This window comes from Variovorax sp. GW821-FHT10C12 (genome assembly GCF_059415405.1).
Map to the genome: position 1 here is coordinate 106,818 of NZ_JBWKNE010000010.1, position 25,606 is coordinate 132,423.

Below are 25,606 nucleotides of genomic sequence, written 5' to 3' on the forward strand. Positions count from 1 at the left end.
TTCGCAAGAACGGCACATCGCCGTCCTTGCGAATGGCGGCTCTTGCGAGCCGCCACGGCACTCAGTGCATCAGGATTGGCAATCCGCGGCTTCGCGGCGCGTCAACTTCTTCTCGCCCGCGTACTTGTCGGCAGCGGCCTTCACCATCGGCTTGATGATCTGGCTGTCGGCCTCGTACCAGTCGGACATGCCGCCCCACTTGGCGCCGTCCCAGGTGTGCACACGCGCCCAGGTCGAGCCCATGTGGTCCTGGCACGAGGTGCTCACCGGACGCATCACGCCCGAGAAGCCCAGTGCGTCGAGCTTCTTCTGGTCGAGCGCGAGGTTCTCCATGCCCCAGCGCACCTGCTCGCCGGTCATGACCTTGCCCTTGCCGAAGCGTTCCTGCGCACGCTTGACGGCCTCGATGGTCAGCATCTGGATGATCACGCCGCGCGTGTAGAGCACCGAGCCCACTTCGTCCTTCGGACCCGTGCCCTGGCCCTTGTCGTGCACCTGCTTGAGGATGTCCTGGATCACCTTCGGCTGCGTGCCCGAGGTGTTCAGCGCCAGCGCGTTGTAGCCCTTGGCGTTGGCGCCCACGTCCTTCACGTCGGGTTCGGCGCCGGCCCACCACACGCCGTACATCTTCTCGCGCGGGTAGCCCGTGGCCACGGCTTCCTTCAGCGCGGTGGAGTTCATCACGCCCCAGCCCCACAGCAGCACGAAGTCGGGACGCGACTGGCGCACCTGCAGCCAGGCCGACTTCTGTTCCACGCCCGGTGCGGTCACGGGAATGAGCGACAGCTCGAAGCCGTTCTGCTTGGCGCGCTCCTGCAGCAGCGGGATCGGCTCCTTGCCGAACGGCGAGTCGTGGTACACGAGGGCGATCTTCTTGCCCTTGAGCTTGTCCATGCCGCCTTCTTTTTTGCCGATGTGCTGGATCAGGATGTCGGCCGCGGTCCAGTAGGAGCCCATGAGCGGGAAGTTCCACTTGAACACGCCGCCGTCCTGCGAGGCCGAGAGGCCGTAGCCCAGCGTGATCAGCGGGATCTTGTCGGTGGGCACCTTGTCGGTCAGCGCGAAGGTGATGCCGGTGGCCTGCGGGTCGAACAGCGTCACGCCGGGGCGGCCCTTCAGGCGCTCGTAGCATTCCACGCCCTTGTCGGTGGCGTAGCCGGTTTCGCATTCCTCGTACGTGATCTTCACGCCGTTGATGCCGCCGGTGGCGTTGATGTACTTGATGTAGTCCTGCTTGCCGTTGGCCCAGGGCGTGCCGTTGGGCGCGTAGGGGCCGGTGCGGTACACCAGCAGCGGGAAGAACTGTTCCTTGGCCTGGGCCTGCGCGAGCGAAGGCGCGAAGGCCGCGCCGAGGGTGCTGGCCACCAGGGCGGCGGTCAGAGCGAGCGATTTCAGTGTCATGCCTGTCTCCTTTTGTGGGCACCTCGGTGCCGGGTTTTTACGAACGAACAACAACAACAAGAACGGGAACCTGTCAGTGCGGGAAGGGCCACAGCCGCAGCTTTTCCTTGGCCGTGGACCACAGCCGCGCCAGGCCGTGGGGCTCGACGATCAGGAAGAACACGATCAGCGCGCCGAAGATCATGGTCTCCAGGTGCGAGGCCAATGCGGTCGAGATCGAGAAGCCCAGCCACCCCGGCAGCTGGTTCAAGAAGAGCGGCAGCAGCACGATGAAGGCGGCGCCGAAGAAGCTGCCCATGATCGAGCCCAGCCCGCCGATGATCACCATGAACAGCAGCTGGAACGAGCGGTCGATGCTGAAGGCCGCCGGCTCCCACGCACCGAGGTGGATGAAGCCCCACAGCGCGCCGGCCACGCCGACGATGAAGCTGCTCACCGCAAAGGCCGTGAGCTTGGCGTACACCGGGCGGATGCCGATCACCGCGGCGGCCACGTCCATGTCGCGCATCGCCATCCACTCGCGGCCGATGGCGCTGCGCACCAGGTTCTTGGCGAGCAGTGCGAACACCACCACGAAGATGAGGCAGAACAGATACTTTTGCACCGGCGATTCGATCGGCACGCCGAACACGTTCAGCCCCGCCACGCTCACCGAGCCCGACGACGAGTTGTTGGTGAACCACTGGATGCGCAGGAAGGCCCAGTCGGTGAAGAACTGCGCGGCCAGCGTGGCCACCGCCAGGTACAGGCCCTTGATGCGCAGGCTCGGAATGCCGAACAGCACGCCGATCACCGTGGCGCACAGCCCGCCCAGCAGCAGCGAGGCGATGAGCGGCATGCCGTCGATGCGCACCTGGAAGTTGTAGGCCGCGTACGCGCCCACCGCCATGAAGGCGCCGGTGCCCAGCGAGATCTGGCCGCAGTAGCCGACCAGGATGTTCAGGCCCAGCGCCGCCAGCGACAGGATCAGGAAGGGCGTGAGGATGGCGCGCATCCAGTAGTCGGACACGCCCATCGGCACCACGACGAACGCCACGAGCAGCAGCACCAGGATCGCCAGGCGGTCCTGCGCGATCGGGAAGATCTGTTGGTCGGCGCGGTAGCTCGACTTGAACTGGCCGTTTTCTCTGTAGAACATGTGCTCAGACCCGATCGATGATTTTTTCGCCGAACAGGCCTTGCGGGCGAACCAGCAAGAAGACCAGTGCCAGCACGTAGGCAAACCAGATCTCGATGCCGCCACCGAGCATGGGGCCGAGATAGATTTCAGACAGCTTCTCGCCGACACCGATCAACAGGCCGCCGATGATGGCGCCGGGGATCGAGGTCAGCCCGCCGAGGATCACCACCGGCAGCGCCTTCAGGGCCACCAGCGAGAGCGAGAACTGCACGCCGAGCTTGGAGCCCCAGATGATCCCGGCCACCAGTGCCGAGAAACCGGCCACCGACCACACGATCACCCAGATGCGCGACAGCGGAATGCCGATCGATTGCGCGGCCTGGTGGTCGTCGGCCACCGCGCGCAGCGCCCGGCCCGTGGCGGTCTTCTGGAAGAAGATGGCCAGCACCACCACCAGCGCGGCGGACACCAGCGCGGCGATCAGGTCTTCCTGGCTCAGCAGCAGGCCGCCCTCGAAGGTGCCCTGCAGCACCATCAGCGGTTCCTTGGGCATGCCGACATCGATCTTGTAGATGTCGTTGCCGAAGATCGTCTGGCCCACGCCGTCCAGGAAGTACGCGATGCCCAGCGTGGCCATCAGCAGCGTGATGCCTTCCTGGTTCACCAGCTTGCTCAGCGCCAGCCGTTCGATGAGCCAGGCCACCACGATCATCACGGCCATGGCCGCGATGAAGGCCAGGATGTTCGCGAGGATCTGGCTCTGGAAGCCGAACCACTGCGGGAACCACTCGGCGAAGCGCGCCATGGCCAGCGCCGCGAACAGCACCATCGCGCCCTGCGCGAAGTTGAAGACGCCCGAGGCCTTGTAGATCAGCACGAAGCCGATCGCGATCAGCGAATACAGCATGCCGACCATGAGGCCGCCGAAAAGGGTTTCGAGGAAAAATCCCATGGTCAATGCTCCACGCCGAGGTATGCCCGGATCACGTCTTCGTTGTTCCGAACTTCATCCGGCGTGCCGTCGCCGATCTTCTTGCCGTAGTCCAGCACCACCACGCGGTCGGAGATGTCCATCACCACGCCCATGTCGTGCTCGATGAGCACGATGGTCGCGCCGAACTCGTCGTTCACGTCGAGGATGAAGCGGCTCATGTCCTGCTTCTCTTCGACGTTCATGCCGGCCATGGGTTCGTCCAGCAGCAGCACCTGCGGCTCCATCGCCAGCGCGCGGCCGAGGTCGACGCGCTTTTGCAGGCCGTAGGGCAGGCGGCCCACCGGCGTCTTGCGGTGCGCCTGGATTTCCAGGAAGTCGATGATGTGCTCGACGAACTCGCGGTGCTGCAGCTCTTCGCGTTCGGCCGGGCCCCAGCGCAGCGCCTGTGCGAACAGGCCGCTCTTCATCTTGAGGTTGCGCCCGGTCATGATGTTGTCGAGCACGCTCATGCCCTTGAACAGCGCCAGGTTCTGGAAGGTGCGCGCCACGCCCATCTCGGCCACCTGGCGCGAGTTCATGTGCTTGAAGGTCTGGCCGCGGAAGGTGATGGAGCCCTGCTGCGGCCAGTACACGCCGTTGATGCAGTTCAGCATCGAGCTCTTGCCCGCGCCGTTGGGGCCGATGATGGCCCGCACCTCGTGCTCGCGCACGTTGAAGCTGATGTCGGTCAGCGCCTTCACGCCGCCGAAGCTCAGGCTGATGTTCTGGACGTCGAGGATGACGTCGCCAATTTTCCGATTGCTCATGCGGCGGCCTTCACGATGGGGAAGGTCTTGGCGTCGTTGATCTTCAGCGTGGCGCTGACAACCCCCGTGCGTCCGTCCTCGAACTTGACCTGGGTCTCGATGTACTGCGCGGTCTTGCCGCCGTACAGCGCGTCGACCAGCACGGCGTATTTCTCGGCGATGAAGCCGCGGCGCACCTTGCGCGTGCGGGTCAGCTCGTCGTCGTCGGGGTCGAGCTCCTTGTGCAGCACGAGGAAGCGCGCGATCTGCGTCTCGCCCATGCCGTCCTCGGCCGCGAGGTCGGCGTTGACCTTGGCGATGCACTCGGCCATCAGCGTCAGCACCTCGGGCTTGCCGGCCAGGTCCACATAACCGCCGTAGGCCAGGCCGCGGCGCTCGGCCCAGTTGCCGACCGCCTCGAAGTCGATGTTGATGAAGGCGCAGACTTCGTCGCGGCCGTTGCCGAAGCACACGGCCTCCTTGATCTGCGGGAAGAACTTGAGCTTGTTCTCGATGTAGTTGGGCGCAAAGATCGCGCCGCCCACGAGCCGGCCCACGTCCTTGGCGCGGTCGATGATGCGCAGGTGGCCTTCGCTGTCGAGCACGCCCGCGTCGCCGGTGTGGAAGTAGCCGTTGGCGTCGAGCACCTCGGCCGTGGCGTCGGGGCGCTTGTAGTACTCCTTGAGCACCGACACGCCGCGCACCAGCACCTCGCCGTCGTCGGCGATCTTCAGTTCGATGCCCGGCGCCGCCGTGCCCACGGTCTGCAGCTTGACCTTGCCGTCCTGCTGCAGGCACACGTAGGCGCAGGTCTCGGTCTGGCCGTAGAACTGCTTGAGGTTCACGCCGATGGAGCGGTAGAAGCGGAACAGGTCGGGCCCGATGGCCGCGCCGGCCGTGTAGGCCACGCGGATGCGGCTCATGCCCAGCACGTTGCGCAGCGGGCCGTAGATCAGCAGGTTGCCCAGGCTGTACATGACCCGGTCGCCGGTGCTCACCGGTGCGCCGTTCAGGATGTCGGCGCCCACGCGCTGCGCCAGCGCCATGAACTTCGCATACAGCCAGCGCTTGGGTGCGGCCGCGTCTTCCATGCGGATCGACACGGCCGTGAGCAGGCCTTCGAAGGTGCGCGGCGGGCCGAAGTAGTAGCTCGGGCCGATCTCGCGCATGTCGTTCATCACCGTCTCGGCCGACTCGGGGCAGTTGAGCGTGAAGCCGCCCACCAGCCACTGCGCCACCGAGAACAGGTGGTCGCCCACCCACGCCATCGGCAGGTAGCTCATGATGTTGTCGCCGGGGCCGAGCTTGTCGGTCTCGACGCCGCCGCGGCCCGCCGCGATGAAGCTGGCGTGCGTCTGGCACACGCCCTTGGGGCGGCCGGTGGTGCCCGAGGTGTAGAGGATCACGCCGACGTCGCTGGCTTCGCCGCTGGCCACGGCGCGGTCGTAGTAGCCGGCGTTGGCCTTGTCGAAGGCCCGGCCCAGCTCGCGCAGCTGCTCGTAGCTCATGAGCCCCGGTTGGTCGTAGTGGCGCAGGCCCTTGGGGTCGTCGTAGATGATGTGGCGGATGCCCTGCTGCTGGCCCTCCTGCCCTTGCTGCAGCTCGCGGCATTCGAGCAGCTTGTCGACCTGCTCCTGGTCTTCGACGATCACGAACTCGATGCCTGCGTCGTTCAGCATGAAGACCATCTCGCTCGCGACCGCGTCCTGGTACAGCGGCACGGGCACGCCGCGCAGGCTTTGCGCGGCGAGCACGGCCATGTACAGGTGCGGCCGGTTGGCACCGACGATCGCGAGGTTGTCGAAGGCCTTGAAGCCAAGGCTTGCCAGACCGCAGGCCATCTCGCGCACTTCCTGCGCCACGGCGTTCCAGGTCCAGGTTTGCCAGATGCCAAGGTCTTTTTCGCGCACGGCGGGGGCCTCGGGACGGGCCTCGGCATGCGCGAGCAGCAGACGGGGGAAGGTGGGGGCGGTGGTTTGCACAGTGGGCGGATCGTAGGTCCCACTTTGACGCCCGGTTGTCGTTCCAACGACAATCCTAGGGACACTACTCCCCGGAGTTTCCCGATGCCTCCTGGCAACCTCAACCCACAGAACGTGCTCGGCGGTTCCATCAAGGACCGCGTGCGCCCTGCCAATGCCGCTGAACTCGACGGCATTCCGTGGCTGCCGACGCTCACGCCCGCCGAGCGCCGCCGCGCCGAGGCCACGCTCGTGGTGGGCGAGGCCGAGCCCGGCGACCTCGTGTGCCGCGTCGGGCGTTCGCCCACCTACTGGTTCGGCGTGGTCGAGGGCTTGCTGAAGATGAGCAACGACAACGCCGACGGCGGCTCGGTCACCTACACCGGCGTGCCGCCCGGTGGCTGGTTCGGCGAGGGCACGGTGATGAAGCGCGAGCCCTACCGCTACAACATCCAGGCGCTGCGCCGCAGCCTCGTGGCGGGGCTGCCGATCGAGAGCTTCCACTGGCTGCTCGACCACTCCATCGGCTTCAACCGCTTCGTGATGAACCAGCTCAACGAGCGGCTGGGCCAGTTCATCGCGGCGCTGGAGATCGACCGCCTCAACAACCCCGACGCGCGCGTGGCGCGCAACCTGGTGTCGCTGTTCAACCCGGTGCTGTACCCCGGCGTGGGCGAGGTCTTGCGCATCACACAGCAGGAACTGGCGTACCTTGTCGGCCTGTCGCGCCAGCGCGTGAACGAGGCGCTCAATGCGCTGTCGGCGCAGGGGCTGATCCGCGTGGAGTACGGTGGCCTGCGCGTGCTCGACCTGCCGGGCCTGCGCGCCACCGCGATGTCCAGCCGCAAGAACAACAGCACTTCGAACTGAAAGAAAAAAACATGGCCCTCTCCGACCACCTGCAGATCGTGCCCGCCGACGCCCAGGCGAGCTTTCTGCCGCCGCAGCAGCAACAGGCCACGCAGGCCCGCAACGAGGAAGACGACGGCCCGACGCTGGAAGAAGCCATCGACCGCGCGGAGGCCTTGGGCGAACAGATCGACGCGCTCAACGAGATCCTGGCGCGCCCGCTCAAGGACATCCTGGCCGACCGCGAGAAGTCGGAAGAAGCCGCGCTGGCCTGGGACCGCTTCGGCGCGATGTGGATGCTGTCGCAGCGCGCCATGCGCCGCGTCGCACTCGACCTGGCGGCGCAGCTCGGCGTGAGCGAGGAAGAAGTCGTGGCGCGCGCCATGGCGAACGCCAACGCGGTGCTCAACGGCGCGGACGAGGTCGACCTCGGCGGCTCCATCGCGCCCGCACAGCTGCAGCACATCGCCCGCCACCGCAACTTCCTGCGCGCCCAGTTCCGTACCGGCTGACGCGCGCGGCCTTTCGATATCCCTTAGCCTTGCGGCCTTCTCCTGCCTCCACACCACCATGACCACCTCCGCCTATTCCCACCTCACCGTCATCACCGGCGCCTCGCGCGGCCTGGGCCGTGCCATGGCCGAACAGCTGCTGCAGGCCGGCCACACGGTGCTCGGCATCGCGCGCAAGTCCTCGCCCGAACTGGCCGAAGCCCCCAAGGCGGCCGGCGCCGAACTGACGCAATGGGAGCAGGACCTGTCCGACCCGGTCGCCGCCGCGGCGCGCCTGTCGGACTGGCTGCGCACGCTGGACGGCCAGCGCTTCGACAGCGTCACGCTCATCAACAACGCCGGCACCGTCGGCAACCCCGCGCCGCTGTCGCGCGCCGTGCCGGCCGAACTGGCCCAGGCGCTGCGCATCGGCCTCGAAGCGCCGATGCTGCTCACGGCCGCTTTCCTGGGCGGCACGCGCGAATGGCGCGGCGCGCGCAAGGTGCTGAACATCTCGTCGGGCCTGGGCCGCAACGCCCTGGGCAGCCAGGCGCCGTACTGCGCGGCCAAGGCCGGCATGGACCATTTCTCGCGCGCCGTGGCGCTCGAAGAGGCGCATGCGCCGAACGGCGCGCGCATCGTGTCGCTGGCGCCCGGCATCATCGACACCGACATGCAGGTGCAGCTGCGCGGCGCCTCGGCCGAACAGTTCCCGGACCGCACGCGCTTCGTGAGCATGAAGGAAGAAGGCCGGCTCGACAGCCCCCAAAGCGCCGCGGCCAAGGTGCTCGCCTACCTGGCGCGCGCGGACTTCGGCAGCAACCCCGTGGCCGACGTGCGCGACCCGGCCTGAGCACGACGACAGAAGCACATCATGGCCACCGCAAAGTCCATCGACACCGTCGAATACAAGCTCTTCCCGTCGCCGAGGAACGTGCACCGCATCGTCTTCGAGCACCAGGTGTTCGTGCCCTACCCGTACGCGCTGATCGTGATGGACGAGTTCTATTTCAAGGGCCGCTACAGCCTGTTCTCGGCCTGCCGCATGAGCGACGGGAAGATGGGGCAGGTGGCGACCTTCGAGGAGGCGGCGGACGTCGAGATCTTCAACACGAAGTTCGTGCCTGATTGAGCTCGCCCCCAGGCTTCGCGCACTTCGTGTCGCTTCGCCAACCCCCTACCGGGGGCAACACCAGCGGCCCGGCAAAGCCGGTTCCGCGGTGTTCCTGGTAATAGCCCCTCTTACTCGATCGTCGCGCCCGAGGCCTGCACGATCCCCTTCCACTTCTCGTAGTCGGTCTTCAGCAGCGTGCCGAACTGCTCCGGCGTCATGCTCTGCGGCTCGGCGCCCTGGGCAATGATGGCCGCCTTCATTTCGGGCGTGGCCAGCAGCTTGTTGATCGCCGCATTCAGCGTGGCGACGACGTCCTTGGGCGTGCCGGCCGGCACGAACACGCCGTACCAGGTGCTCACGTCGAAGTCCTTGTAGCCCAGCTCGGCCACGGTGGGCGTGTCGGGCAGCGAGGTGCTGCGCTTGGCGGAGGTGACGGCCAACGGGCGCAGCTTGCCGGCCTTGATCTGCGCCATGGCCGAGGGCACCGACGACACCATCAGGTCGACGTTGCCCGCGAGCACGTCCATCATGGCCGCGTTGGAGCCCTTGTAGGGCACGTGGCGCATCTTGATCTTGGCGGCGCCGTTGAAGATCTCGCCGGCCAGGTGGATGGTGGTGCCGTTGCCGGGCGAGCCGTAGGTGATGGTGTCGGGCGCGGCGCGCGCGGCCTTCACCACGTCGTCCAGCGTCTTGAACCTGGAGTTGGCCTGCGTGACGATCACCACGGGCGTGTAGGCCACGTGGGCCACGGCCGTGAGGTCCTTCACCGGGTTGTAGCTCAGGCTCTTGTAGAGCCAGGGCGCGACGACCATGTTGTCCTTCTGGCCCATCACGATGTCGTAGCCCGTGGGCGTGGCGCGCGCGGCCTCGGCGATGCCGATGGTGCCGCCGGCGCCCGCACGGTTGTCGGGCACCACGGTCCAGTGGTTGGCCTCGGTGAGCTTCTGCGCGACCAGGCGCGCCAGGATGTCGGTGCCGCCGCCGGGCGGGAAGGGCACGACCATGCGGATGGGCTTGGCGGGGTAGGCGGCGGTCTGGGCGTGGGCCGGAGCGGTGGCCGCCACGGCGGTGAAGGCCAGCGCGAAGGCCAGCGGACGGAGGAAGTTCGATGGGGTCATGGGGGGCATTGTCTCGTTCTGGGGGCAGGGGGGATGCAGTCTGCCGGAACTGCCGGCGCGGGGTTTTCGCGGTTCGCGATGGCCCTCGTCTCGGCTGGCGGGGGCAGAACGCGGGGCGGTGCGTACTTTCGGACGCCTTGACATGCCGCGAGGCGAGTCGAATACTCCACCAAATGGTTGAGTATTTCTGGCTCGCCCGGCGCTCGGCGGCTTCCGGGCGCCCTTCCTCTTTGCGGGAGGCTCCCATGCTCGGACACATCAATGCAGTGGCCAACCTGGCGGTGAAAGACCTCGCCGTGGCCCGACGCTTCTACGAAGACACGCTCGGCCTGGCGCAGGTCGATGCCGAAGGCGACGAGGTCATCGTCTACCGCAGCGGCAACACGCGGCTCAACGTCTACCGCTCGGCCTTCGCGGGCACCAACCAGGCCACGGCCGTGACCTGGTCGGTCGATGGCGACATCGAGCGCCTCGTGGCCGCGCTCCAGGCCAAGGGCGTGCGCTTCGAGCACTACGACATGCCCGGCACCACGCTCGCGGGCGACATCCACGTCATGGGCGACATGAAGGTCGCGTGGTTCAAGGACCCGGACGGGAACATCCTGAACCTCATCAACGTCTGAGCAACCCCTGTCCATCCGGCATCCCCCGTTTGGGGGAAGCCAAGGGCGGCGCGCTGCGGACAATCCCTCCTGCCATGCACCGGCCTGGCATGAGGAGTTTCTACATGCGCGCACCGTCGCCCGAGCAGCCCACGTCCGAGCACCCCGCGCGCCCCGAGCGCGTCGCGGTCATCGCCATCCACGGCGTGGCCGACCAGAAGGCCGGCGACACGGCCCGCGCCATCGCCTCGCTGATGCTCAACCACCCCGGCCCCGGCGCGACCTACCGCCAGGCCGATTGCGACAGCCACCTGCTGCCGGTGCCGCCGCTGACCTCGATGGTGCAGCAGCGCACGGGGCATCAAGACAAGAACGAGAAGGCCGCCACGGAAGGCGGCGCCGCGCAGAAGGCCTACGTGCCGCCCGTGCGCAAGGCGATGCGGCAGTCGAAGACCTCGGACTTCAGCGCCGACGACTGGATCTCGACCGCCGAGGCCGACGACGCGGGCGTGGTGCGCGCCGCCAAGGGGCACGGGCTGCTCACGCCGCGCGAACTGAAGAAGAGCAACCCCGACATCGCCTTCAGCGACTACCTGCTGTTCAAGTCGCAGCGCGCCGAGCCCGACCACGAGGCCTACGAGGCCACGCGCGTGCGCATGACGCGCGACGCCACCGATGCGAACGGGCAGCCGGTGCAGCAGCGCATCGACGTGCACGAGATGTACTGGGCCGACCTGTCGCGCCTGCCGGGCTCGGTGGCGCGTATCGTCGCGGAGCTGTTCACCATCGTGTTCCGCCTCTCGCAGCTGGGCCGCGATGCGGTGGACCGCGCCGCCGAAGCGGCCGGCGTGAACAGGAAGCCCAGGCCTCCGGGCGCGCGGCGCTGGGCCTGCCTGGCGAAGCTGCAGACCGCGCTCGACTGGGCCTTTGCCAACCTGCTGGCGAACCTGTTCCTGCAGCTGCTGCTGATCGGGCTGGTGATCGCGGGGCTCGGCGGGCTGGCGCGGGTCGAGCCCGCGCCCCATGCGTTGTCGCTCACCGAACTGCTGCGCCGGGTGCTGGCCGTGGCGGTGCCGGTGCTGGCGATCTGGTGGTACTGCTACCAGGCGCGCACAAAGGCCTCCTCGCGGATCGTGGTGGGCCTGTACGCGCTGCTGGCGGGCTGGTTCCTGTGGGCGCTGGTGCCCGCGCACTGGGTGGTCGGCGTGGCCTGGCTGGCGCTGCTCGCCGCGTTGGCCGACCGCGCCCTGCGCATCGCGCGCGACCGCTTTCCGGCGGCGCGCACCTGGGGGCTGGGGCTGATGGCGCTGACCGCGGCGGCGTTGCTGGTGCACGTGGCGATCAACGCCTCGGCCGCCGGCGCCACGGACGGCCTGCGCCACTGGGTGCGCGCCGGCATGCGGGTGGTCGAGTACCTGCTGCTGGGCGTCGTGGCCTGGTGGGGCGTGGCCGGCGTGCTGCTCATCGCCTGGCTGCTCGCCGGGGAGACGGTGCCCGACCGCGGCGCCGCCGCGCGCGCCAGCATCGCCACGGGGCGGCTGGGGCTGTTCGTGTCGGTGGCGGCGTTCGTGGCGCTGTCGATGGTGTCGTGGGCCGTGCTGACGAACCTCGTGGAACTCGGTGCGAAGGACGTCGACTACGCGCCGTTCTGGTTCGGCAAGGGCATCTACTGGGCCGACGGCGCGAACTTCCTGCACAGCCGCTACGAGAAGAGCACGCAGGCCTTCGCCCTGACGGCCGGCCTCACGCTGTCGCTGTTGGCCTACCTGGTGGCGGTGCTGGTGCCCAGCCTGTTCGCCGAGCTCAAGGTGGCCTTCGGCACGTCGCAGGGCCTGGGCCGCTGGCTCGGCGCGGGCTACCGGCGGCTGGACCGCTTCGTCGCCGTGCTGACCAGCGCCAGCGTGGTGGTTGCCTTCGCGGTGGCCCTGTTGCTGGTGCTCAAGCAGTGCAATGTCTCGGTCGGCGGGTGGATCGACGATGCGGTGATCTGGGTGTCGGCGCTGTCGCAAAGCGGCCTCAAGCCGCTGATCTTCACTGCCGCCACGCTGGCCGCCTCCGTCTCGCTGCTCGGCGGCTTTCTCACGCGCACCGTGCCGGGCCTGCGCATGCCGCTCGACGTGGCGCTGGACGTCGACGGCCATTTCCGCGAGTTCCCGCGCCGCGCCATCCCGCGCGCGCGCATCTTCTCGCGCTACGTGTCGTTGCTGGAGCACGTGGCGGCGCAGGGCTACGACCGCATCGTGATCGTGGCCCACAGCCAGGGCACGGTGATCTCGACCGAGCTGCTGCGCTACCTGCAGTTCCGCGCCGCACAACAGGTCGATGCGCGGGTGACCGACCTTTGGGCGGCGCTCAACAAGAGCCGCCTCCTGCTGCTCACCGCCGGTTGCCCGCTGCGCCAGCTGTATGCGGCGCGTTTTCCGCACCTCTACGGCTGGGTGACGGCGGAAGACGCGAACGGCGGCGGGCCGAGCGCGGCCCAGGTCGGCGTGGCCCGCTGGGTCAACCTGTACACGGCGGGCGACTACGTGGGCCGCTGGCTCTGGGGCGAGGACGACAAGCCGTACGAGCAGGTGACGACGCCGCCGGCCTGGTGCGTCGCGGCCGAGCACGAGGCCTGCCTCGGCCTGGGCGCCCATACCCACTACTTCGACCTCGACCAGGCGCACGTGGCGCGCTGGATCGACTGGATGGTGACGGCGCGCCCATGAAAAAGCCGGCCCGCAGGCCGGCTTTTCTTCATGCCGAAAGCGCGGGCTTCAGCCGAAGTTCTTCGCTGCGAAGTCCCAGTTCACCAGCTTGGCCAGGAAGGTCTCGACGAACTTCGGGCGCAGGTTGCGGTAGTCGATGTAGTACGCGTGTTCCCACACGTCCACCGTCAGCAGCGCGGTATCGGCGGTGGTCAGCGGCGTGCCGGCGGCGCCGGTGTTCACGATGTCCACCGAACCGTCGGCCTTCTTCACCAGCCAGGTCCAGCCCGAGCCGAAGTTGCCCACGGCCGACTTCACGAAGGCTTCCTTGAAGGCGTCGTAGCTGCCCCACTTGGCGTCGATGGCCTTGGCCAGCGCGCCGGTGGGTGCACCGCCGCCTTGCGGCTTCATGCAGTTCCAGAAGAAGGTGTGGTTCCAGATCTGGGCGGCGTTGTTGTAGATGCCGCCGCTGGACTTCTTGACGATCTCTTCGAGCGTCATCGCTTCGAACTCGGTGCCCTTCTGCAGGTTGTTCAGGTTCACCACGTAGGCGTTGTGGTGCTTGCCGTGGTGGAACTCGAGCGTTTCCTGCGAATACTCGGGGGCCAGTGCGTCGATGGCGTACGGCAGCGGGGGAAGGGTGTGTTCCATGGTGGAGCCTTTCTTTCTAGTTGGTGGAAGGGGAAAACAAAAACAGGTCGGTGCTTCAGGCGCGGGCCTTGGGCACGATGCGGTAGGCGCAGCGCCGCGCGCCCGCGAGCACGTGCTCGACACGGCTCACGTCGGCCTCGGGCCCCAGCACCTCGTCGAAGAGCTGCAGCTCGCTGCGGCAAAAGCCCGTGCAGGCCTGCGCCGCGGTGCAGATGGGGCAGTGGTTCTCGATGAAGAGAAAGCCGTCGCCCTCGGCCCGGTACTCGGCCATGTAGCCCTCGCGGCTGCGGATGTCCGCGAGCCGCTCGAGCCGCGTCTCGAGGTTGCGCGCGCCGCGCATGGCCTCGGTGTAGGTGGCGCGCATCGTGGCTTCGCGCGCGCCGATGAGCTGGTCCATGCCCTTCTCGCCGAACACGCTGATCACGGCGCTGATCATCTGCACCGTCATCTCGGCGTGCGTGTCGGGAAAGCGCCGGTGGCCCTCGCCGGTGAGCCGCCAGATCTGGGTCGGACGGCCGCGCCCGCTGGAGCGGCTCTCGGCGTCCACCAGCCCTTCGGTCTCGAGCTTGGACATCTGCTGGCGCACCGCCTCGACCGTCACGTGCAGCACCTTGGCGATGTCGGGGATGCCGAGCGCGCCACGGGTCTTCAGCGTGGAGAGGATGCGGTCTGCCGGCTGGTGCGGCATCCAGGTGGGCTTGGTGGCATCGGGGGCGGACATGGCGGCTTCGGTCGTGGGGGAAAACAGCGTCATTGTCAGGTGGTTGGGGCTCCCCTCGCATCCGTGGGCGCTTGCCAGCCTCCGCCCAGTGCTTTGTAAAGCGCGACGAGGCTGGTGAACGAGGCCGTTTCAGCCTCGGCCACGGCATCCTGCGCGCGCAGCAGGGTGCGCTGCGCGTCGAGCACGCTCAGGTAGGGCGCGGCGCCTTCGCGGTAGCGCACCTCGGCCAGCTCGGCGGCGCGGCCGCTGCGGGCCGAGGCCTCCAGCAGCCGCTGCAGGCGCAACTGGTTCTGGCCGTAGCCGGTGAGGGCGCTTTCGATGTCCTCGATGGCGCGCAGCACGGTCTGCTCGTAGACGGCGCGCTCGCCCTCGGCACGGGCCTCGGCGCCGCGCAGGCGGGCCTTGACCGAGCCCAGCCGCAGCGCAGGCCAACTCACGCCGGGCGTGACGCTGAAGGCGCGGCTCGACGAACTGCCGAGGTCGGCCCCGCGCAGCGCGATGAAGCCCAGGAAGCCGCCGATGTCGACGCGCGGGTACAGCTCGGCCGTGGCCGCGCCCACGTCGGCGGTGCTGGCGGCCAGGCCGCGCTCGGCGCGCAGCACGTCGGGCCGGCGGCGCAGCAGCTCGCCCAGGTCGCCGATGGGCAGGCGCTTGTCGAGCACGCGCAGCGGGTGCGGCTGGAGCATGGGCGCCAGCTCGGCCGGGCGCAGGCCCGCCAGCACGGCGACGCGGTGCGCGGCCTGGCGGCGCGTGGTCTCGAGCGCGGGCAGCTGGCTTTCGGTGCTGGCCAGGTTGGCCTGTGCGCTGGCCAGGTCGCCCTCGAGGCCGCGCCCGGTGCGCACCTGCGCCTCGGTCACGCGCAGGCTCTGGCGCAGGCTCTCGAGCGTGCGCTGCGTCACGGCCAGGCGCTGCTCGGCGCCGCGCATCTCGTAGTAGTTGCGCGCCAGTTCGGCCACGGCCACGATGCGCACCTGCGCGAGATCGGCCGCGCTGGCCTGGGCGCGCGCGGTGGCGGCTTCGTCCAGGCGCTGCAGGCGGCCGAAGAGGTCGATCTCCCAGCCGGCGTCGAAGCCGGCGCGGCTGCTCTGGGCCAGCGTGCGCGCATCGGCCGGCACGCCGTTGCCCTGGGCGATGCTGCGCGTCTTGCTCGCGCCCAGCGTCACCACGGGCAGGCGGTCGAGCTCGGCCTCGGTCTGCATCGCACGCGCTTCCAAGAGCCGCGCGTGGGCGATGCGGATGTCGTGGTTGCCGGCCAGTGCGCGTTCGATGAGCGCGTCGAGCTGCGGGTCGTCGAGCTGGCGCCACCAGTCGCGCTGCACCGCGTCGGGCGCGAACAGCGCGCGCTCGGGGGCGGCGATGGCCACCGGCGCGTCGTTCGGCGCGGCGTACTTCGGACCGACCGCGCAACCGGCCAGCACCAGCAGGCTGAGTGCGAACGGTGCGGCGTAGGAGAAAAGTCTTGTCGTCATGGTCATGCTCCCGGTGTCGTCAGGCGGGCTCGCGCGCCACCAGCGCTTCGAGTTCGGCGGCACGCTGCGAGCGGCCCACCGTGCGGTGGTCGCGCGCCAGCAGCGTGTACATGGTGGGCAGCACGAACAGCGTGAACAGCGTGCCCACCAGCATGCCGACCACGATCACCAGGCCGATGCTGAAGCGGCTGTTGGCGCCCGCGCCGCTGGCGAACAGCAGCGGCACCAGGCCCACCACCATCGCGGCCGTGGTCATCAGGATCGGGCGCAGCCGGATGCGCGCGGCCTGCTCGATGGCGGCGCGGCGCTCCAGGTTCAGGCGCTCCTGGATCTCATTGGCGAACTCCACCATCAGGATGCCGTGCTTACTGATGAGCCCGATGAGCGTCACCAGCCCGATCTGCGTGTAGATGTTGATGGTGGCAAAGCCCAGCGCCAGCGGCACCAGCGCGCCGCAGATCGACATCGGCACGCTGACCAGGATGATCAGCGGGTCGCGCAGGCTCTCGTACTGCGCGGCCAGCACCAGGTAGATCACCACGATCGCGAACACGAAGGCCATTACCAGCGCCGAGCCTTCCTGCGTGAACTGGCGCGCGTCCGACTGCCAGTCGTAGCTGAAGCCGGCCGGCAGCTTCTTCGCCTCTTCGCTGAGGAACGCCACGGCGTCGCCCATGGTCACGCCCGGCATCGGAATGGCCTGGAAGGTCGCGGCGTTGAGCTGGTTGAACTGCGTGAGCTTGTTGGGGCCCACGCTGGTCGACAGCTGCACCAGGTTGGCCAGCGGCACGGGCTGGCCGCTCGCGCTCTTCACGAAGTAGCGCGCGAGCGCCTCGGCCGTGAGCCGCTGGTCGCGCGGCGACTGCGGAATCACGTCGTACGAGCGCCCGTCCATGCCGAAGCGGTTGACGTAGTTCTCGCCCACCAGCACGGCCAGCGTGTCGCCGATGGCCTTCATGGTCACGCCCATGCTGTTGGCCTTGGCGCGGTCCACGCGCACCTCGGTCACAGGGTTGTTGAACTCCAGGTCGCTGTCGACCACGGCGAACTTGCCGCTCTCGCGCGCCGCCTTCTTCAGTGTTTCCATCGCCTCGAACACGCTGCGGTGGTCGCCCGCACTGCGGATCACCATCTGCACCGGAAGCCCACCGGTCGAACCGGGAAGCGACGGCAGCTGAAAGGCGAACACGCTGCTGCCCTCGACCTCGTTCATGCCGCCCTGCACGTCGCCCTGGATCTGGTCGGCGTTGCGCTGGCGAGCGTTCCAGTCGGACAGCTGGACGCCGCCGATGCTGTTGGAGACGCCGTCCGAGCCGTTGATGAGCCAGCGGCCGGTGTTCTCGGGCAACTTGGCCAGCACCTCGTCCCACTTCTGGCCGAACTTCTCGACGTAGTCGATGTTGGCGTGCTGCGGCGACTTGATGACGGTCATCACCATCGCCTGGTCTTCGCCGGGTGCCAGCTCGCGCTGTGCCGCGTTGTACAGGAAGGGCAGGCTCACGAGCACCGCCGCGGCCAGCAGGCCGGTGACCCAGCGGTGGTGCAGCGACACGTCGAGCAGCCGGCCATACGCGGTGGCCAGCTTGTGGAAGAAGGCCTCGGCATAGCGCGCCATGCGGCCCGCCGTGGCATCTTGCGGCAGCAGGAATGAGCTCATCACCGGCGACAGCGTGAGCGCGATCACGCCCGACACCACCACCGCGCCTGCCAGCGTGAAGGCGAACTCCTTGAACAGCGACCCCGTGAGCCCGCCCATGAGGCCGATGGGCGCGTACACCGCGGCCAGCGTGAGCGTCATCGCGATCACCGGGCCGGCCACTTCGCGCGCGCCGATCAGTGCGGCCTGCACGCGCGACTTGCCTTCCTCGATGTGGCGGTGCACGTTCTCGACCACCACGATCGCGTCGTCCACCACCAGGCCGATGGCCAGCACCATCGCCAGCAGCGTGAGCAGGTTGATGCTGAAGCCGAACAGCAGCATCAGCGCCGCCGCGCCCAGCATCGACAGCGGAATGGTCACCACCGGAATGAGCACCGCGCGCAGCGAGCCCAGGCACAGGAAGATCACCAGCACCACGATGGCGATGGCTTCGAGCAGCGTCTTCTGCACCTCGTCGATCGAGGCCTCGATGAAGCGCGCCAGCTCGAAGGGCAGCTGCACCTCCACGCCTGGCGGCAGGTTCTGCTTGATGCCGGGCAGCAGGTCGCGGATGCGCTTCACGATCACCAGCGGGTTGCCGTTGGGCGCGGCCTGCAGGCCGAGGTAGATGGCCTTGTCGCCGTCCATGGTCGCGCTGCTGTCGGCGCTCGCCGCACCCAGTTCCACCGTGGCCACGTCGCCCAGCCGCACGATGGCATCGCCGTCGCGCTTGATGACCATGTCGCGGAACTCCGCCACGTTCACCAGGTCGGTGTTCACGCGGATGTTCGACACCACATACAGGCCCTTCACCTGCCCGGGGGCGGCCTGCACGTTGTTCTGGCGCAGCGCGTCGGCCAGCTCGCCGGCCGAGATGCCGCGCGCGGCCATGCGGTTGGCGTCCAGCCACACGCGCATCGCCAGCGTCTGCCCGCCCGACACCTCGACGCCCGAGACGCCCTCGATCGACGCGAACTGCGGCTGCACCACGCGCGAGAGGTAGTCGGTGAGCTGCGGCACGGGCATCGTCTTGCTCGAGAAGCCCACGTACGCGACGGCCGTGGCCTCGCCCGACGACTTGAGGATCACCGGGTCGAAGGCCTCGGCCGGCAGCCGGTACTTCACCTGGCTGACCTGCGCCATGGCCTGCGTGAGCGCCTGGTTGGCGTCGGCGTTGAGCTTCATGCGCACGCTGATCACGCTGCGCCCGAGCGTGGACGACGACGAGAGGTAGTCGACGTTCTCGATCGTCGCCACCGCCTGCGCGATGGGCTGCGTGACGAAGCCCTGCATCAGCTCCGGCGAGGCGCCGGGGTACTGCGTGGTGATGGTGAGCGTGGTGCTCTCGGTGAGCGGGTACTGGCGCACCGGCAGGTCGCCCAGCGCACGCGCGCCGAGCAGCAGGATGAGCGTGCTCACCACCAGCGCCAGCACGGGCCGGCGCACGAAGAGGTCGGTGAACTTCATGACTTCGCGTCCTGCAGGGCCAGCGTGTCCTTCGCGGCCGGGGCCACGGCGGCGCCGTTGTACAGGCGCAGCTGGCCCGAGGTGACGACCTGCTCGCCGGCCTTCAGGCCTTCCTCGACAACCACCAGGCCGTCTTGCCGCTCGCCGGTCTTCACGAACACCTGCTGCACCGAGAAGCCGTCGCCCTTGTCGCCGGCGCGCACCACGAACACCGAGTCGCCGTGCGTGCTGTAGGTGATGGCGGTCTCGGGCACCGCGATGGCGTCGGCGCGCGCGGGCAGCGCCACCTTGGCGTTGACGTACATGCCGGGCGTGAGCGCGCCGTCGGCGTTGTCGACCGTGGCCTGCAGCCGCACGGTGCGCGTGTCGCTGCCGATCATGGGCTCGATGGCGCTGAGTTTGGCGGGGAACACGCGGCCCGGGTAGGCATCGACCGCGAGCGCCACCGCCTGGTTGCGCCGCAGCGCCGGCAGCGCGTTCTCGGGCAGCGTGAGGTTGGCGAACAGCGTGCGCGCATCGGTGAGCGACACCAGCGCATCGCCGGCGCGCACGAACTGGCCGAGGTTGACCTTGCGGATGCCCAGCACGCCGTCGAACGGCGCCTTGATGTGCTTTTGCTCGATGAGCGCCTGCACGCGGCGCAGCTCGCCGCTGGCCTGGTCGAAGGCGGCTTGCGCCTGTTCCATCTGCTCCTGCGTGGCGGCCTGCTGCGGCAGCAGACGGCGCGTGCGTTCGAGCAGCGCCCTGGCATTGGCCTGCTGGGCGCGCAGCCGTTCGAGGTCGCCCTGCTCGGGCGCGTCGTTCAGTTGCACGAGCAGCTGGCCGGCGCGCACCTGCGCGCCCGGCGTGAAGAGGATCTTCGCGACCCGTCCCTCCACCTCGGCCGGTACTTCGACCTGCCGGTTGGCCTCCAGCGTGCCGATGCCACCGAGAAAGCGCGCCATCTCGGTCTGCCGCGCGGGGGCCACCGCCACCTTGGCCGGCGGCATGACGCCGCCCTGTGCATGGGCCGGCTGGAATTTCGCCACGAGCCCGTAGCCCGCCGCGCCCAGCACCGCGACCGTGAGACCGGCGCCGAGCCAGGTCCTGGATTGTTTGTTCATACGCAACCTGCTTTTTTATCAAAGAAAGTGCTTTGATTATTAGATCGCGTCCGAACGCTGTCGAGAAAGACGTGGCAATGGCCCCGATAGGGCAGGGCTATCTTTGGCGTCGCGTGCATGGTGGGTGCTCCGGGTGGTTGCGCGGGGACATCCCCGCACCCCGAAGACGGGCAGCGCGTCGCTTTTGTGACGCGGCGCCGGCGTGCAATCGCCGTACGGCCGCCGGGACATCGCTCGCTGCGCCAGGCGCCGATGTACATTGCGACCTGCGCATGAACCTATTCAGCATGGCCACCAAACCCCGTAAGAAGTCCGCGGCTGTCACCGAGGACGAGGTCTTCGACATGGCCGCCGACCTGTTCCGGGCCATGGCCGCGCCCATGCGGCTGAAGATCGTGAGCCTGCTATGCAACGGCGAGAAGAACGTGAGCGAGCTGCTCGCGCAGATCGACACCACGCAGCCCAACATGTCGCAGCACCTGAACACGCTCTACCAGGCGGGCGTTCTCGCGCGACGCCGCGACGGCGTGAGCATCTACTACAGCATCGCGAACGAGACCGTGGTGGCGCTGTGCCGCAGCATCTGCGTGCAGATCGCCATCGAGCAGGAATAAGAAGAGAAGAAGAGGGCCGGCATCAGCCGGCTTTCGCGCCTCAGGGCTTCAGGTAGACGTAGCCTTCCTTCGCCTGCAGCCGCGCCACCTCGGCCACGCCCGAGGGCACTACCTTGGTTTCCATCAGCAGCTTGCCCGCGTCGATGTTGCGCGTGGTCAGCGTGTTGTTGCACACCTTGAACTCCACGCCGCGCCCGGCCAATGCGCTCACCGGGCCGCTGAACTCGCGGCCCCGGCTGTCCTTGGCGTCGCTCAGCAGGAAGTCGATGCCGGGGCCGTGCGTGACCACCACGATCTTCGCCTTCGGCTCCGCGTTCAGGTGGTTCGTGATGTTCGCCAGGATGGCGGCGCTGCTCTCCACGCCGGTGTTGACGTGGTAGACCACCTTGGTCTCCTGTGCGCCCGCGAACGTGGCGACCATGGCGAGCAGGAAAGCGATGAATGCGTGTCTCATGGGGAAACCCTCTGGCTGTTGTCGTTGCCCGCAAAATATCATCTTCTGCTTATATTTACAGCCGGGCAAGCCCGCGGCCCTCGCCGCCCAGCCCGCAGGAGACGACCCACGATGTTCCCGTGTCGGCCCACCGCCGTTCGCGCGAAGGCGCTGCTGATGTGCGCCGCGCTCTGGCTGAGCGCCAGTGCCGCGTTCGCAGCCCCCGAGATCCGCCCGCTGCCGGTGGCGCCCGACATCTACTACGTGCAGGGCATCCCCGCGCTGGGCTCGAAGGAGAACCAGAACTTCATCTCCAACGCCGGCTTCGTCGTCACGCGCGACAGCGTCGTGATGATCGACGCGCTCGGCTCGCCCGCCGTCGCCGAGCGCATGGTGGAGGAGATCCGCAAGCTCACGCCCAAGCCGATCAGCCACGTCATCCTCACGCACTACCACGCCGACCACATCTACGGCCTGCAGGTGTTCAAGGCGCTGGGCGCGCAGATCGTGGCGCATGCGCGGGGCAAGACCTACCTCACGTCCGACACCGCGCGGCTGCGGCTCGAGGCCTCGCGCCAGGAACTCGCGCCGTGGATCGACGAGCGCACGCGGCTGGTGCCGGCCGATGTGTGGATCGACGGCCGCACCGAACTGACGATCGGCGGCACGCGCTTCGTGATCCAGCCCGCCGGCCCCGCGCACACGCCCGAAGACCTCGCCATCTTTCTGCCGCAGCAGAAGGTGCTGTTCACCGGCGACATCGTGTTCCGCAACCGCACGCCCTACGTGGGCTCGGCCGACAGTCGGCACTGGATCGCGTCGCTCGACGCGCTGCTCGCACTCGACGCGCGCACCATCGTGCCGGGCCACGGCCCCGCGTCGGACGACCCCGCGCAAGACCTGCGGCAGACGCGCGACTACCTCGTCTTCCTGCGCGGCGCGATGCAGAAGGCCGCGACCGAGATGACGCCCTTCGACGAGGCCTACGCCGCCACCGACTGGTCGCGCTTCGAGGCCTGGCCGCTGTTCAAGGTGGCCAACCGCATGAACGCCTACAACACCTACCTGCTGCTGGAGCAGGAGGCGCGATGAGCGGCGAGCGCACGCGCCGGCAGCTTCTCGCGGGCCTGACCGCGTGGTGCGTGGCGCCGATGGCGGTGCATGCGGCCGACGTGCAACTGCCCGCGCCCGCCTCGCTGGCCGGCGCGCTCGCCGCGGCGCTGGCCCGCGCGCAACCGCTGGTCGTCATGGCCAGCCTGCAGGGCTGTCCCTTCTGCAAGATCGTGCGCGAGCACTACCTCATGCCCGAACTCGCCGCGGGCCTGCCCGTGGTGCAGATCGACTTTCGCGACCCACGCACGGTGCGCGACTTCGACGGCGCCACGCGCACGCACGACGCGCTCATCAAGGCGTGGCACGTCAGCGTCGCGCCGACCGTGCTCTTCTTCGGCCGCAACGGCCGCGAGGTCGCCGAGCGACTGACCGGCGGCGACTCGGACTTCTACGGCGCCTACCTCGAAGCACGCCTGCAGCAAGCGCGCACCGCCGTCCGAAGCTGACGTTATGCATGGCGAAACCGAACGGGTTTCCCCCAAGGGCAAAGCCCTTCCCTTGTTCACGATCGTCCCTAAAATCAATACATAACGATTTACTTATTTAATGATGAAACCGGCCGCTTCGGGGCGCGTTTCGAGGAGACCGAATTGAAGTTGCTGCTGCCGTCGCTCGCCGTCGCTGTCACCGCCTTGCTGCTGTCGACACCGGCCCTTGCCAACAAGGAACTGGCCCAGAAGAACGCCTGCCTCGCCTGCCACGCGGTCGACAAGAAGCTGGTCGGCCCCGCCTACCTCGACGTCGCGAAGAAGTACACCGGCCAGGCCGACGCGCTCGCCGTGCTCACTGCGAGCATCCAGAAGGGCAGCACCGGCAAGTGGGGCGCCGTGCCCATGCCCGCGCAGCCTGCGATGAGCGAGGCCGATGCCAAGGCGCTGGCCGCCTGGGTGTTGGGCGGCGCCAAGTAAGGCCCACGGACGCGACGCGATGAGCGGCAGCATCCAGCAGACCGGGCAGGTGCGCAAGGCACCCGAGAACTTTCTCGACGCGCAGGGCGTGCGCGCCGTCTTCGCCGAAGCCGGCAAAGGGCGGCGCGACTTCATCCGCAACGCCTTCGCAGCAGCCGTTGCAGGCACAGCAGCAACGTCGTCCGCGCTCGCGCAATCGCGCCCTGCCGTGGGCGACGGCGACCCCGCTATCCTGAACCTGCCCGCGCACAGCACGGGCCTCGGCCAGCCGGTGGTCACCGATGGCTACGGCAAGCCTTCCAAGTACGAAGCCAATGTGCAGCGCCGCCAGAGCCCGGGGCTCACGCCGACCGCGCAGGCCTCGGTGTCGTTCGCGCCGCTGCAGTCGCTGTTCGGCATCGTCACGCCCAGCGGCCTGCACTTCGAGCGGCACCACCAGGGCTGGTGGGACATCGATCCGTCGAAGCACCGGCTGATGGTCAACGGCATGGTGAAGACGCCGAAGGTCTTCACGCTCGACGAGCTGATGCGCCTGCCCTCGGTGTCGCGCTTTCACTTCATCGAGTGCGGCGCCAACACCGGCATGGAGTGGGGCAACGTCGCCGTGCCCACGGCCCAGTACACGCACGGCATGCTGTCGTGCAGCGAGTTCACCGGCGTGCCGCTGATCACGCTGCTCGAGATGGCGGGCGCCGACCTCAAGGGCGAGCGCTTCGTGCTGGCCGAGGGCGCCGACGGCTCGTCGATGACGCGCACCATTCCCATGAGCCTCATCCGCTCGGGCGAGGTGCTCGTGGCCTACGGCCAGAACGGCGAGATGCTGCGGCCCGAGCAGGGCTACCCGCTGCGGCTCGTGGTGCCCGGCGTGCAGGGCGTGAGCTGGGTCAAGTACCTGCGCCGCATCGAACTCGGCGACCAGCCCTACGGCGCCAAGGACGAGACCGTGCACTACGTCGACCTCATGCCCGACGGCCAGCACCGCCAGTACACCAGCATCCAGGAATGCAAGAGCGTCGTGACCACGCCCTCGGGCGGGCAGATGCTGCTCGACAAGGGCTTCTACAACATCACCGGCCTCGCATGGTCGGGCCGCGGCAAGGTCAAGCGCGTGGACGTGAGCGTGGACGGCGGGCGCAACTGGCGCACCGCGCGGCTCGAATCGCCCGTGCTCTCGAAGTGCCTCACGCGCTTCAACATCGACTGGGTGTGGGACGGCACGCCCGCCATCATCCAGAGCCGCGCCATCGACGACACCGGCTACGTGCAGCCCAGCTACAAGCAGCTGCGCGCGGTGCGCGGCACGCGTTCGATCTATCACAACAACGCCATCCAGTCGTGGCAGGTGCAGGCGAACGGGGAGGTGGCGAATGTCCAGCTTTCCTAAGCGCGCGCTGCTGTTGCTGGTCCTCGGTTGTAGCGCAGCCGCATGGGCACAGCCCAAGGCGGCAGGCTATGCCGGCATCGGCCGCGACGCCACGCCCAAGGAAGTGGCCGCGTGGGACATCGACGTGCGCCCCGACTTCAAGGGCCTTCCGCCCGGCTCGGGCTCCGTCACGCGCGGGCAGGACCTGTGGGAAGGCAAGTGCGCCTCGTGCCACGGCGTGTTCGGCGAATCGAACCAGGTGTTCAGCCCGATCGTCGGCGGCACCACGGCCGAGGACATCAAGAGCGGCCACGTCGCGCGCCTGAAAGACCCGGCCTTCCCGGGCCGCACCACGCTGATGAAGGTCACGAGCCTGTCGACCGTGTGGGACTACGTGTACCGCGCCATGCCGTGGAACCAGCCGAAGTCGCTGACGCCCGACGACGTGTACGCCGTCACCGCCTACATGCTGAACCTCGGCGGCATCGTGCCCGACGACTTCACGCTGTCCGACAAGAACATCCGCGAGGTGCAGGCCCGCATGCCCAACCGCAACGGCGGCACCACCGCGCACGCGATGTGGCCCGGCAGCGAGTTCGGCCGCGCGGCCAAGCCCGACGTGTCGGCCGTGGCCTGCATGCGCGACTGCGTGCCGGCGGCGTCGTCCGTCGCGCAACTGCCGCCGCATGCACGCGGCAGCCACGGCAATCTCGCCGACCAGAACCGGCTGGTGGGTGCGCAACGCGGCATCGCCACCGCCGCACCCGCTGCCGTGAAGACCAGCGCACCCGCTGCAGCCGCACCGAAAGTGCCCGTGGCGCTGCTCGAGAAGAACAGCTGCACCGCCTGCCACGGCATGACGCAGAAGCTCGTCGGCCCTGCCTTCTCGGACATCGCGAAAAAGTACCCCGGCCAGACCGACCACCTGCTGCAGAAGATCAAGGCGGGCAGCACCGGCGTCTGGGGGGCGATCCCGATGCCGCCGCAGACCCTCGGCGACGATGATGCCAAGGCCATCGCCCGCTGGCTCGCCGACAGCGCCGGACCATGATTCGACAGG

At 68.4% G+C, this 25,606-nt stretch carries 24 protein-coding genes; 12 read left to right on the plus strand and 12 right to left on the minus strand.

The window, feature by feature from the left end:
- Positions 1-69 precede the first annotated feature (69 nt).
- From AC07OH_RS28740 to AC07OH_RS28760, 5 genes are all read right to left on the minus strand, one after another.
- Positions 70-1,401: an ABC transporter substrate-binding protein gene (locus AC07OH_RS28740; RefSeq protein ID WP_139700550.1), complete on the minus strand. Its 1,332-nt coding sequence runs from the start codon at positions 1,399-1,401 to the stop codon at positions 70-72.
- A gap of 73 nt (positions 1,402-1,474) precedes the next feature.
- Positions 1,475-2,539, minus strand: coding sequence for a branched-chain amino acid ABC transporter permease (locus AC07OH_RS28745; RefSeq protein WP_062473892.1), 1,065 nt, complete (start codon positions 2,537-2,539; stop codon positions 1,475-1,477).
- A gap of 4 nt (positions 2,540-2,543) precedes the next feature.
- A complete protein-coding gene (locus AC07OH_RS28750) occupies positions 2,544-3,473 on the minus strand; it encodes a branched-chain amino acid ABC transporter permease (protein ID WP_495302968.1) in 930 nt (309 codons plus the stop codon).
- Between the two features lie 2 nt (positions 3,474-3,475).
- Positions 3,476-4,261: an ABC transporter ATP-binding protein gene (locus AC07OH_RS28755; RefSeq protein ID WP_062473888.1), complete on the minus strand. Its 786-nt coding sequence runs from the start codon at positions 4,259-4,261 to the stop codon at positions 3,476-3,478.
- A complete protein-coding gene (locus AC07OH_RS28760) occupies positions 4,258-6,222 on the minus strand; it encodes an AMP-dependent synthetase/ligase (RefSeq protein ID WP_495302969.1) in 1,965 nt (654 codons plus the stop codon). The genes AC07OH_RS28755 and AC07OH_RS28760 overlap by 4 nt, the downstream gene beginning before the upstream one ends.
- An 84-nt stretch (positions 6,223-6,306) precedes the next feature.
- On the opposite strand from AC07OH_RS28760, the gene AC07OH_RS28765 reads away from it, so the two are divergent.
- Genes AC07OH_RS28765 through AC07OH_RS28780 form a run of 4 tightly spaced genes read left to right on the plus strand, consistent with a single transcriptional unit; the run spans position 6,307 to position 8,673 of the window.
- Entirely contained in the window at positions 6,307-7,071 is a 765-nt protein-coding gene (locus AC07OH_RS28765; RefSeq protein WP_062473884.1) for a Crp/Fnr family transcriptional regulator, read from the plus strand.
- 11 nt (positions 7,072-7,082) lie between these two features.
- Positions 7,083-7,562: a hypothetical protein gene (locus AC07OH_RS28770; protein ID WP_062473882.1), complete on the plus strand. Its 480-nt coding sequence runs from the start codon at positions 7,083-7,085 to the stop codon at positions 7,560-7,562.
- 58 nt (positions 7,563-7,620) lie between these two features.
- Positions 7,621-8,394, plus strand: a complete 774-nt coding sequence (locus AC07OH_RS28775) for an SDR family NAD(P)-dependent oxidoreductase (protein WP_495302970.1) — start codon at positions 7,621-7,623, stop codon at positions 8,392-8,394.
- A gap of 21 nt (positions 8,395-8,415) precedes the next feature.
- Positions 8,416-8,673 carry a hypothetical protein gene (locus AC07OH_RS28780; protein ID WP_492683394.1) on the plus strand — a complete coding sequence of 86 codons (258 nt, stop codon included), beginning with the start codon at positions 8,416-8,418 and terminating at the stop codon, positions 8,671-8,673.
- A gap of 110 nt (positions 8,674-8,783) precedes the next feature.
- Here AC07OH_RS28780 and AC07OH_RS28785 read toward each other — a convergent pair whose 3' ends face one another.
- Positions 8,784-9,773, minus strand: a complete 990-nt coding sequence (locus AC07OH_RS28785; RefSeq protein ID WP_495302971.1) for a Bug family tripartite tricarboxylate transporter substrate binding protein — start codon at positions 9,771-9,773, stop codon at positions 8,784-8,786.
- Positions 9,774-10,018: 245 nt separating this feature from the next.
- On the opposite strand from AC07OH_RS28785, the gene AC07OH_RS28790 reads away from it, so the two are divergent.
- Positions 10,019-10,396, plus strand: a complete 378-nt coding sequence (locus tag AC07OH_RS28790; RefSeq protein ID WP_495302972.1) for a VOC family protein — start codon at positions 10,019-10,021, stop codon at positions 10,394-10,396.
- Positions 10,397-10,500: 104 nt separating this feature from the next.
- Positions 10,501-13,086: a hypothetical protein gene (locus tag AC07OH_RS28795; protein ID WP_495302973.1), complete on the plus strand. Its 2,586-nt coding sequence runs from the start codon at positions 10,501-10,503 to the stop codon at positions 13,084-13,086.
- 48 nt (positions 13,087-13,134) lie between these two features.
- On the opposite strand, the gene AC07OH_RS28800 is transcribed toward AC07OH_RS28795, so the two are convergent.
- The 5 genes from AC07OH_RS28800 to AC07OH_RS28820 are packed head-to-tail and all read right to left on the minus strand — an operon-like array spanning position 13,135 to position 20,115.
- Positions 13,135-13,716 (minus strand): superoxide dismutase, encoded by a 582-nt coding sequence (locus AC07OH_RS28800; RefSeq protein WP_062473869.1) that lies wholly within the window; start codon positions 13,714-13,716, stop codon positions 13,135-13,137.
- A 55-nt stretch (positions 13,717-13,771) separates the two neighbouring features.
- Entirely contained in the window at positions 13,772-14,437 is a 666-nt protein-coding gene (locus tag AC07OH_RS28805; RefSeq protein WP_070063058.1) for a helix-turn-helix transcriptional regulator, read from the minus strand.
- Positions 14,438-14,472: 35 nt separating this feature from the next.
- A complete protein-coding gene (locus AC07OH_RS28810) occupies positions 14,473-15,912 on the minus strand; it encodes an efflux transporter outer membrane subunit (protein WP_495302974.1) in 1,440 nt (479 codons plus the stop codon).
- Positions 15,913-15,925: 13 nt separating this feature from the next.
- Entirely contained in the window at positions 15,926-19,012 is a 3,087-nt protein-coding gene (locus AC07OH_RS28815) for a MexW/MexI family multidrug efflux RND transporter permease subunit (protein ID WP_495302975.1), read from the minus strand.
- The gene (locus tag AC07OH_RS28820; RefSeq protein ID WP_495302976.1) at positions 19,009-20,115 is read right to left on the minus strand and encodes an efflux RND transporter periplasmic adaptor subunit; all 1,107 of its coding nucleotides are present in this window, start codon (positions 20,113-20,115) and stop codon (positions 19,009-19,011) included. The genes AC07OH_RS28815 and AC07OH_RS28820 overlap by 4 nt, the downstream gene beginning before the upstream one ends.
- A 287-nt stretch (positions 20,116-20,402) precedes the next feature.
- Here AC07OH_RS28820 and AC07OH_RS28825 point away from each other — a divergent pair, with 287 nt between their 5' ends.
- Complete coding sequence (locus AC07OH_RS28825; RefSeq protein WP_062473861.1) at positions 20,403-20,729, plus strand: ArsR/SmtB family transcription factor; 327 nt, start codon at positions 20,403-20,405, stop codon at positions 20,727-20,729.
- A gap of 40 nt (positions 20,730-20,769) precedes the next feature.
- Here AC07OH_RS28825 and AC07OH_RS28830 read toward each other — a convergent pair whose 3' ends face one another.
- Positions 20,770-21,183 carry a DsrE family protein gene (locus tag AC07OH_RS28830; protein ID WP_062473859.1) on the minus strand — a complete coding sequence of 138 codons (414 nt, stop codon included), beginning with the start codon at positions 21,181-21,183 and terminating at the stop codon, positions 20,770-20,772.
- A 111-nt stretch (positions 21,184-21,294) separates the two neighbouring features.
- Here AC07OH_RS28830 and AC07OH_RS28835 point away from each other — a divergent pair, with 111 nt between their 5' ends.
- The 5 genes from AC07OH_RS28835 (at position 21,295) to AC07OH_RS28855 (ending at position 25,597) form a co-directional block, all read left to right on the plus strand.
- On the plus strand, positions 21,295-22,254 hold the full coding sequence (locus AC07OH_RS28835; RefSeq protein ID WP_487847481.1) for an MBL fold metallo-hydrolase: 960 nt from the start codon (positions 21,295-21,297) through the stop codon (positions 22,252-22,254).
- Complete coding sequence (locus AC07OH_RS28840; protein WP_495302977.1) at positions 22,251-22,721, plus strand: thioredoxin fold domain-containing protein; 471 nt, start codon at positions 22,251-22,253, stop codon at positions 22,719-22,721. The genes AC07OH_RS28835 and AC07OH_RS28840 overlap by 4 nt, the downstream gene beginning before the upstream one ends.
- Before the next feature lie 144 nt (positions 22,722-22,865).
- Positions 22,866-23,183 (plus strand): c-type cytochrome, encoded by a 318-nt coding sequence (locus AC07OH_RS28845; RefSeq protein ID WP_101491419.1) that lies wholly within the window; start codon positions 22,866-22,868, stop codon positions 23,181-23,183.
- 19 nt (positions 23,184-23,202) lie between these two features.
- Positions 23,203-24,567 carry a sulfite dehydrogenase gene (gene soxC / locus AC07OH_RS28850; protein WP_495302978.1) on the plus strand — a complete coding sequence of 455 codons (1,365 nt, stop codon included), beginning with the start codon at positions 23,203-23,205 and terminating at the stop codon, positions 24,565-24,567.
- A complete protein-coding gene (locus AC07OH_RS28855) occupies positions 24,551-25,597 on the plus strand; it encodes a c-type cytochrome (RefSeq protein ID WP_495302979.1) in 1,047 nt (348 codons plus the stop codon). Before soxC ends, AC07OH_RS28855 begins: the two co-directional genes overlap by 17 nt.
- The last annotated feature ends 9 nt before the right edge of the window (positions 25,598-25,606 follow it).

Bases quoted from the DNA above. Each gene is read 5' to 3' on its own strand.
- AC07OH_RS28740 (WP_139700550.1), bottom strand. From the start codon at position 1,401: ATGACACTGAAATCGCTCGCTCTGACCGCCGCCCTGGTGGCCAGCACC.
- AC07OH_RS28745 (WP_062473892.1), bottom strand. From the start codon at position 2,539: ATGTTCTACAGAGAAAACGGCCAGTTCAAGTCGAGCTACCGCGCCGAC.
- AC07OH_RS28750 (WP_495302968.1), bottom strand. From the start codon at position 3,473: ATGGGATTTTTCCTCGAAACCCTTTTCGGCGGCCTCATGGTCGGCATG.
- AC07OH_RS28755 (WP_062473888.1), bottom strand. From the start codon at position 4,261: ATGAGCAATCGGAAAATTGGCGACGTCATCCTCGACGTCCAGAACATC.
- AC07OH_RS28765 (WP_062473884.1), top strand. From the start codon at position 6,307: ATGCCTCCTGGCAACCTCAACCCACAGAACGTGCTCGGCGGTTCCATC.
- AC07OH_RS28770 (WP_062473882.1), top strand. From the start codon at position 7,083: ATGGCCCTCTCCGACCACCTGCAGATCGTGCCCGCCGACGCCCAGGCG.
- AC07OH_RS28775 (WP_495302970.1), top strand. From the start codon at position 7,621: ATGACCACCTCCGCCTATTCCCACCTCACCGTCATCACCGGCGCCTCG.
- AC07OH_RS28780 (WP_492683394.1), top strand. From the start codon at position 8,416: ATGGCCACCGCAAAGTCCATCGACACCGTCGAATACAAGCTCTTCCCG.
- AC07OH_RS28785 (WP_495302971.1), bottom strand. From the start codon at position 9,773: ATGACCCCATCGAACTTCCTCCGTCCGCTGGCCTTCGCGCTGGCCTTC.
- AC07OH_RS28790 (WP_495302972.1), top strand. From the start codon at position 10,019: ATGCTCGGACACATCAATGCAGTGGCCAACCTGGCGGTGAAAGACCTC.
- AC07OH_RS28795 (WP_495302973.1), top strand. From the start codon at position 10,501: ATGCGCGCACCGTCGCCCGAGCAGCCCACGTCCGAGCACCCCGCGCGC.
- AC07OH_RS28800 (WP_062473869.1), bottom strand. From the start codon at position 13,716: ATGGAACACACCCTTCCCCCGCTGCCGTACGCCATCGACGCACTGGCC.
- AC07OH_RS28805 (WP_070063058.1), bottom strand. From the start codon at position 14,437: ATGTCCGCCCCCGATGCCACCAAGCCCACCTGGATGCCGCACCAGCCG.
- AC07OH_RS28810 (WP_495302974.1), bottom strand. From the start codon at position 15,912: ATGACCATGACGACAAGACTTTTCTCCTACGCCGCACCGTTCGCACTC.
- AC07OH_RS28815 (WP_495302975.1), bottom strand. From the start codon at position 19,012: ATGAAGTTCACCGACCTCTTCGTGCGCCGGCCCGTGCTGGCGCTGGTG.
- AC07OH_RS28820 (WP_495302976.1), bottom strand. From the start codon at position 20,115: ATGAACAAACAATCCAGGACCTGGCTCGGCGCCGGTCTCACGGTCGCG.
- AC07OH_RS28825 (WP_062473861.1), top strand. From the start codon at position 20,403: ATGGCCACCAAACCCCGTAAGAAGTCCGCGGCTGTCACCGAGGACGAG.
- AC07OH_RS28830 (WP_062473859.1), bottom strand. From the start codon at position 21,183: ATGAGACACGCATTCATCGCTTTCCTGCTCGCCATGGTCGCCACGTTC.
- AC07OH_RS28835 (WP_487847481.1), top strand. From the start codon at position 21,295: ATGTTCCCGTGTCGGCCCACCGCCGTTCGCGCGAAGGCGCTGCTGATG.
- AC07OH_RS28840 (WP_495302977.1), top strand. From the start codon at position 22,251: ATGAGCGGCGAGCGCACGCGCCGGCAGCTTCTCGCGGGCCTGACCGCG.
- soxC (WP_495302978.1), top strand. From the start codon at position 23,203: ATGAGCGGCAGCATCCAGCAGACCGGGCAGGTGCGCAAGGCACCCGAG.
- AC07OH_RS28855 (WP_495302979.1), top strand. From the start codon at position 24,551: ATGTCCAGCTTTCCTAAGCGCGCGCTGCTGTTGCTGGTCCTCGGTTGT.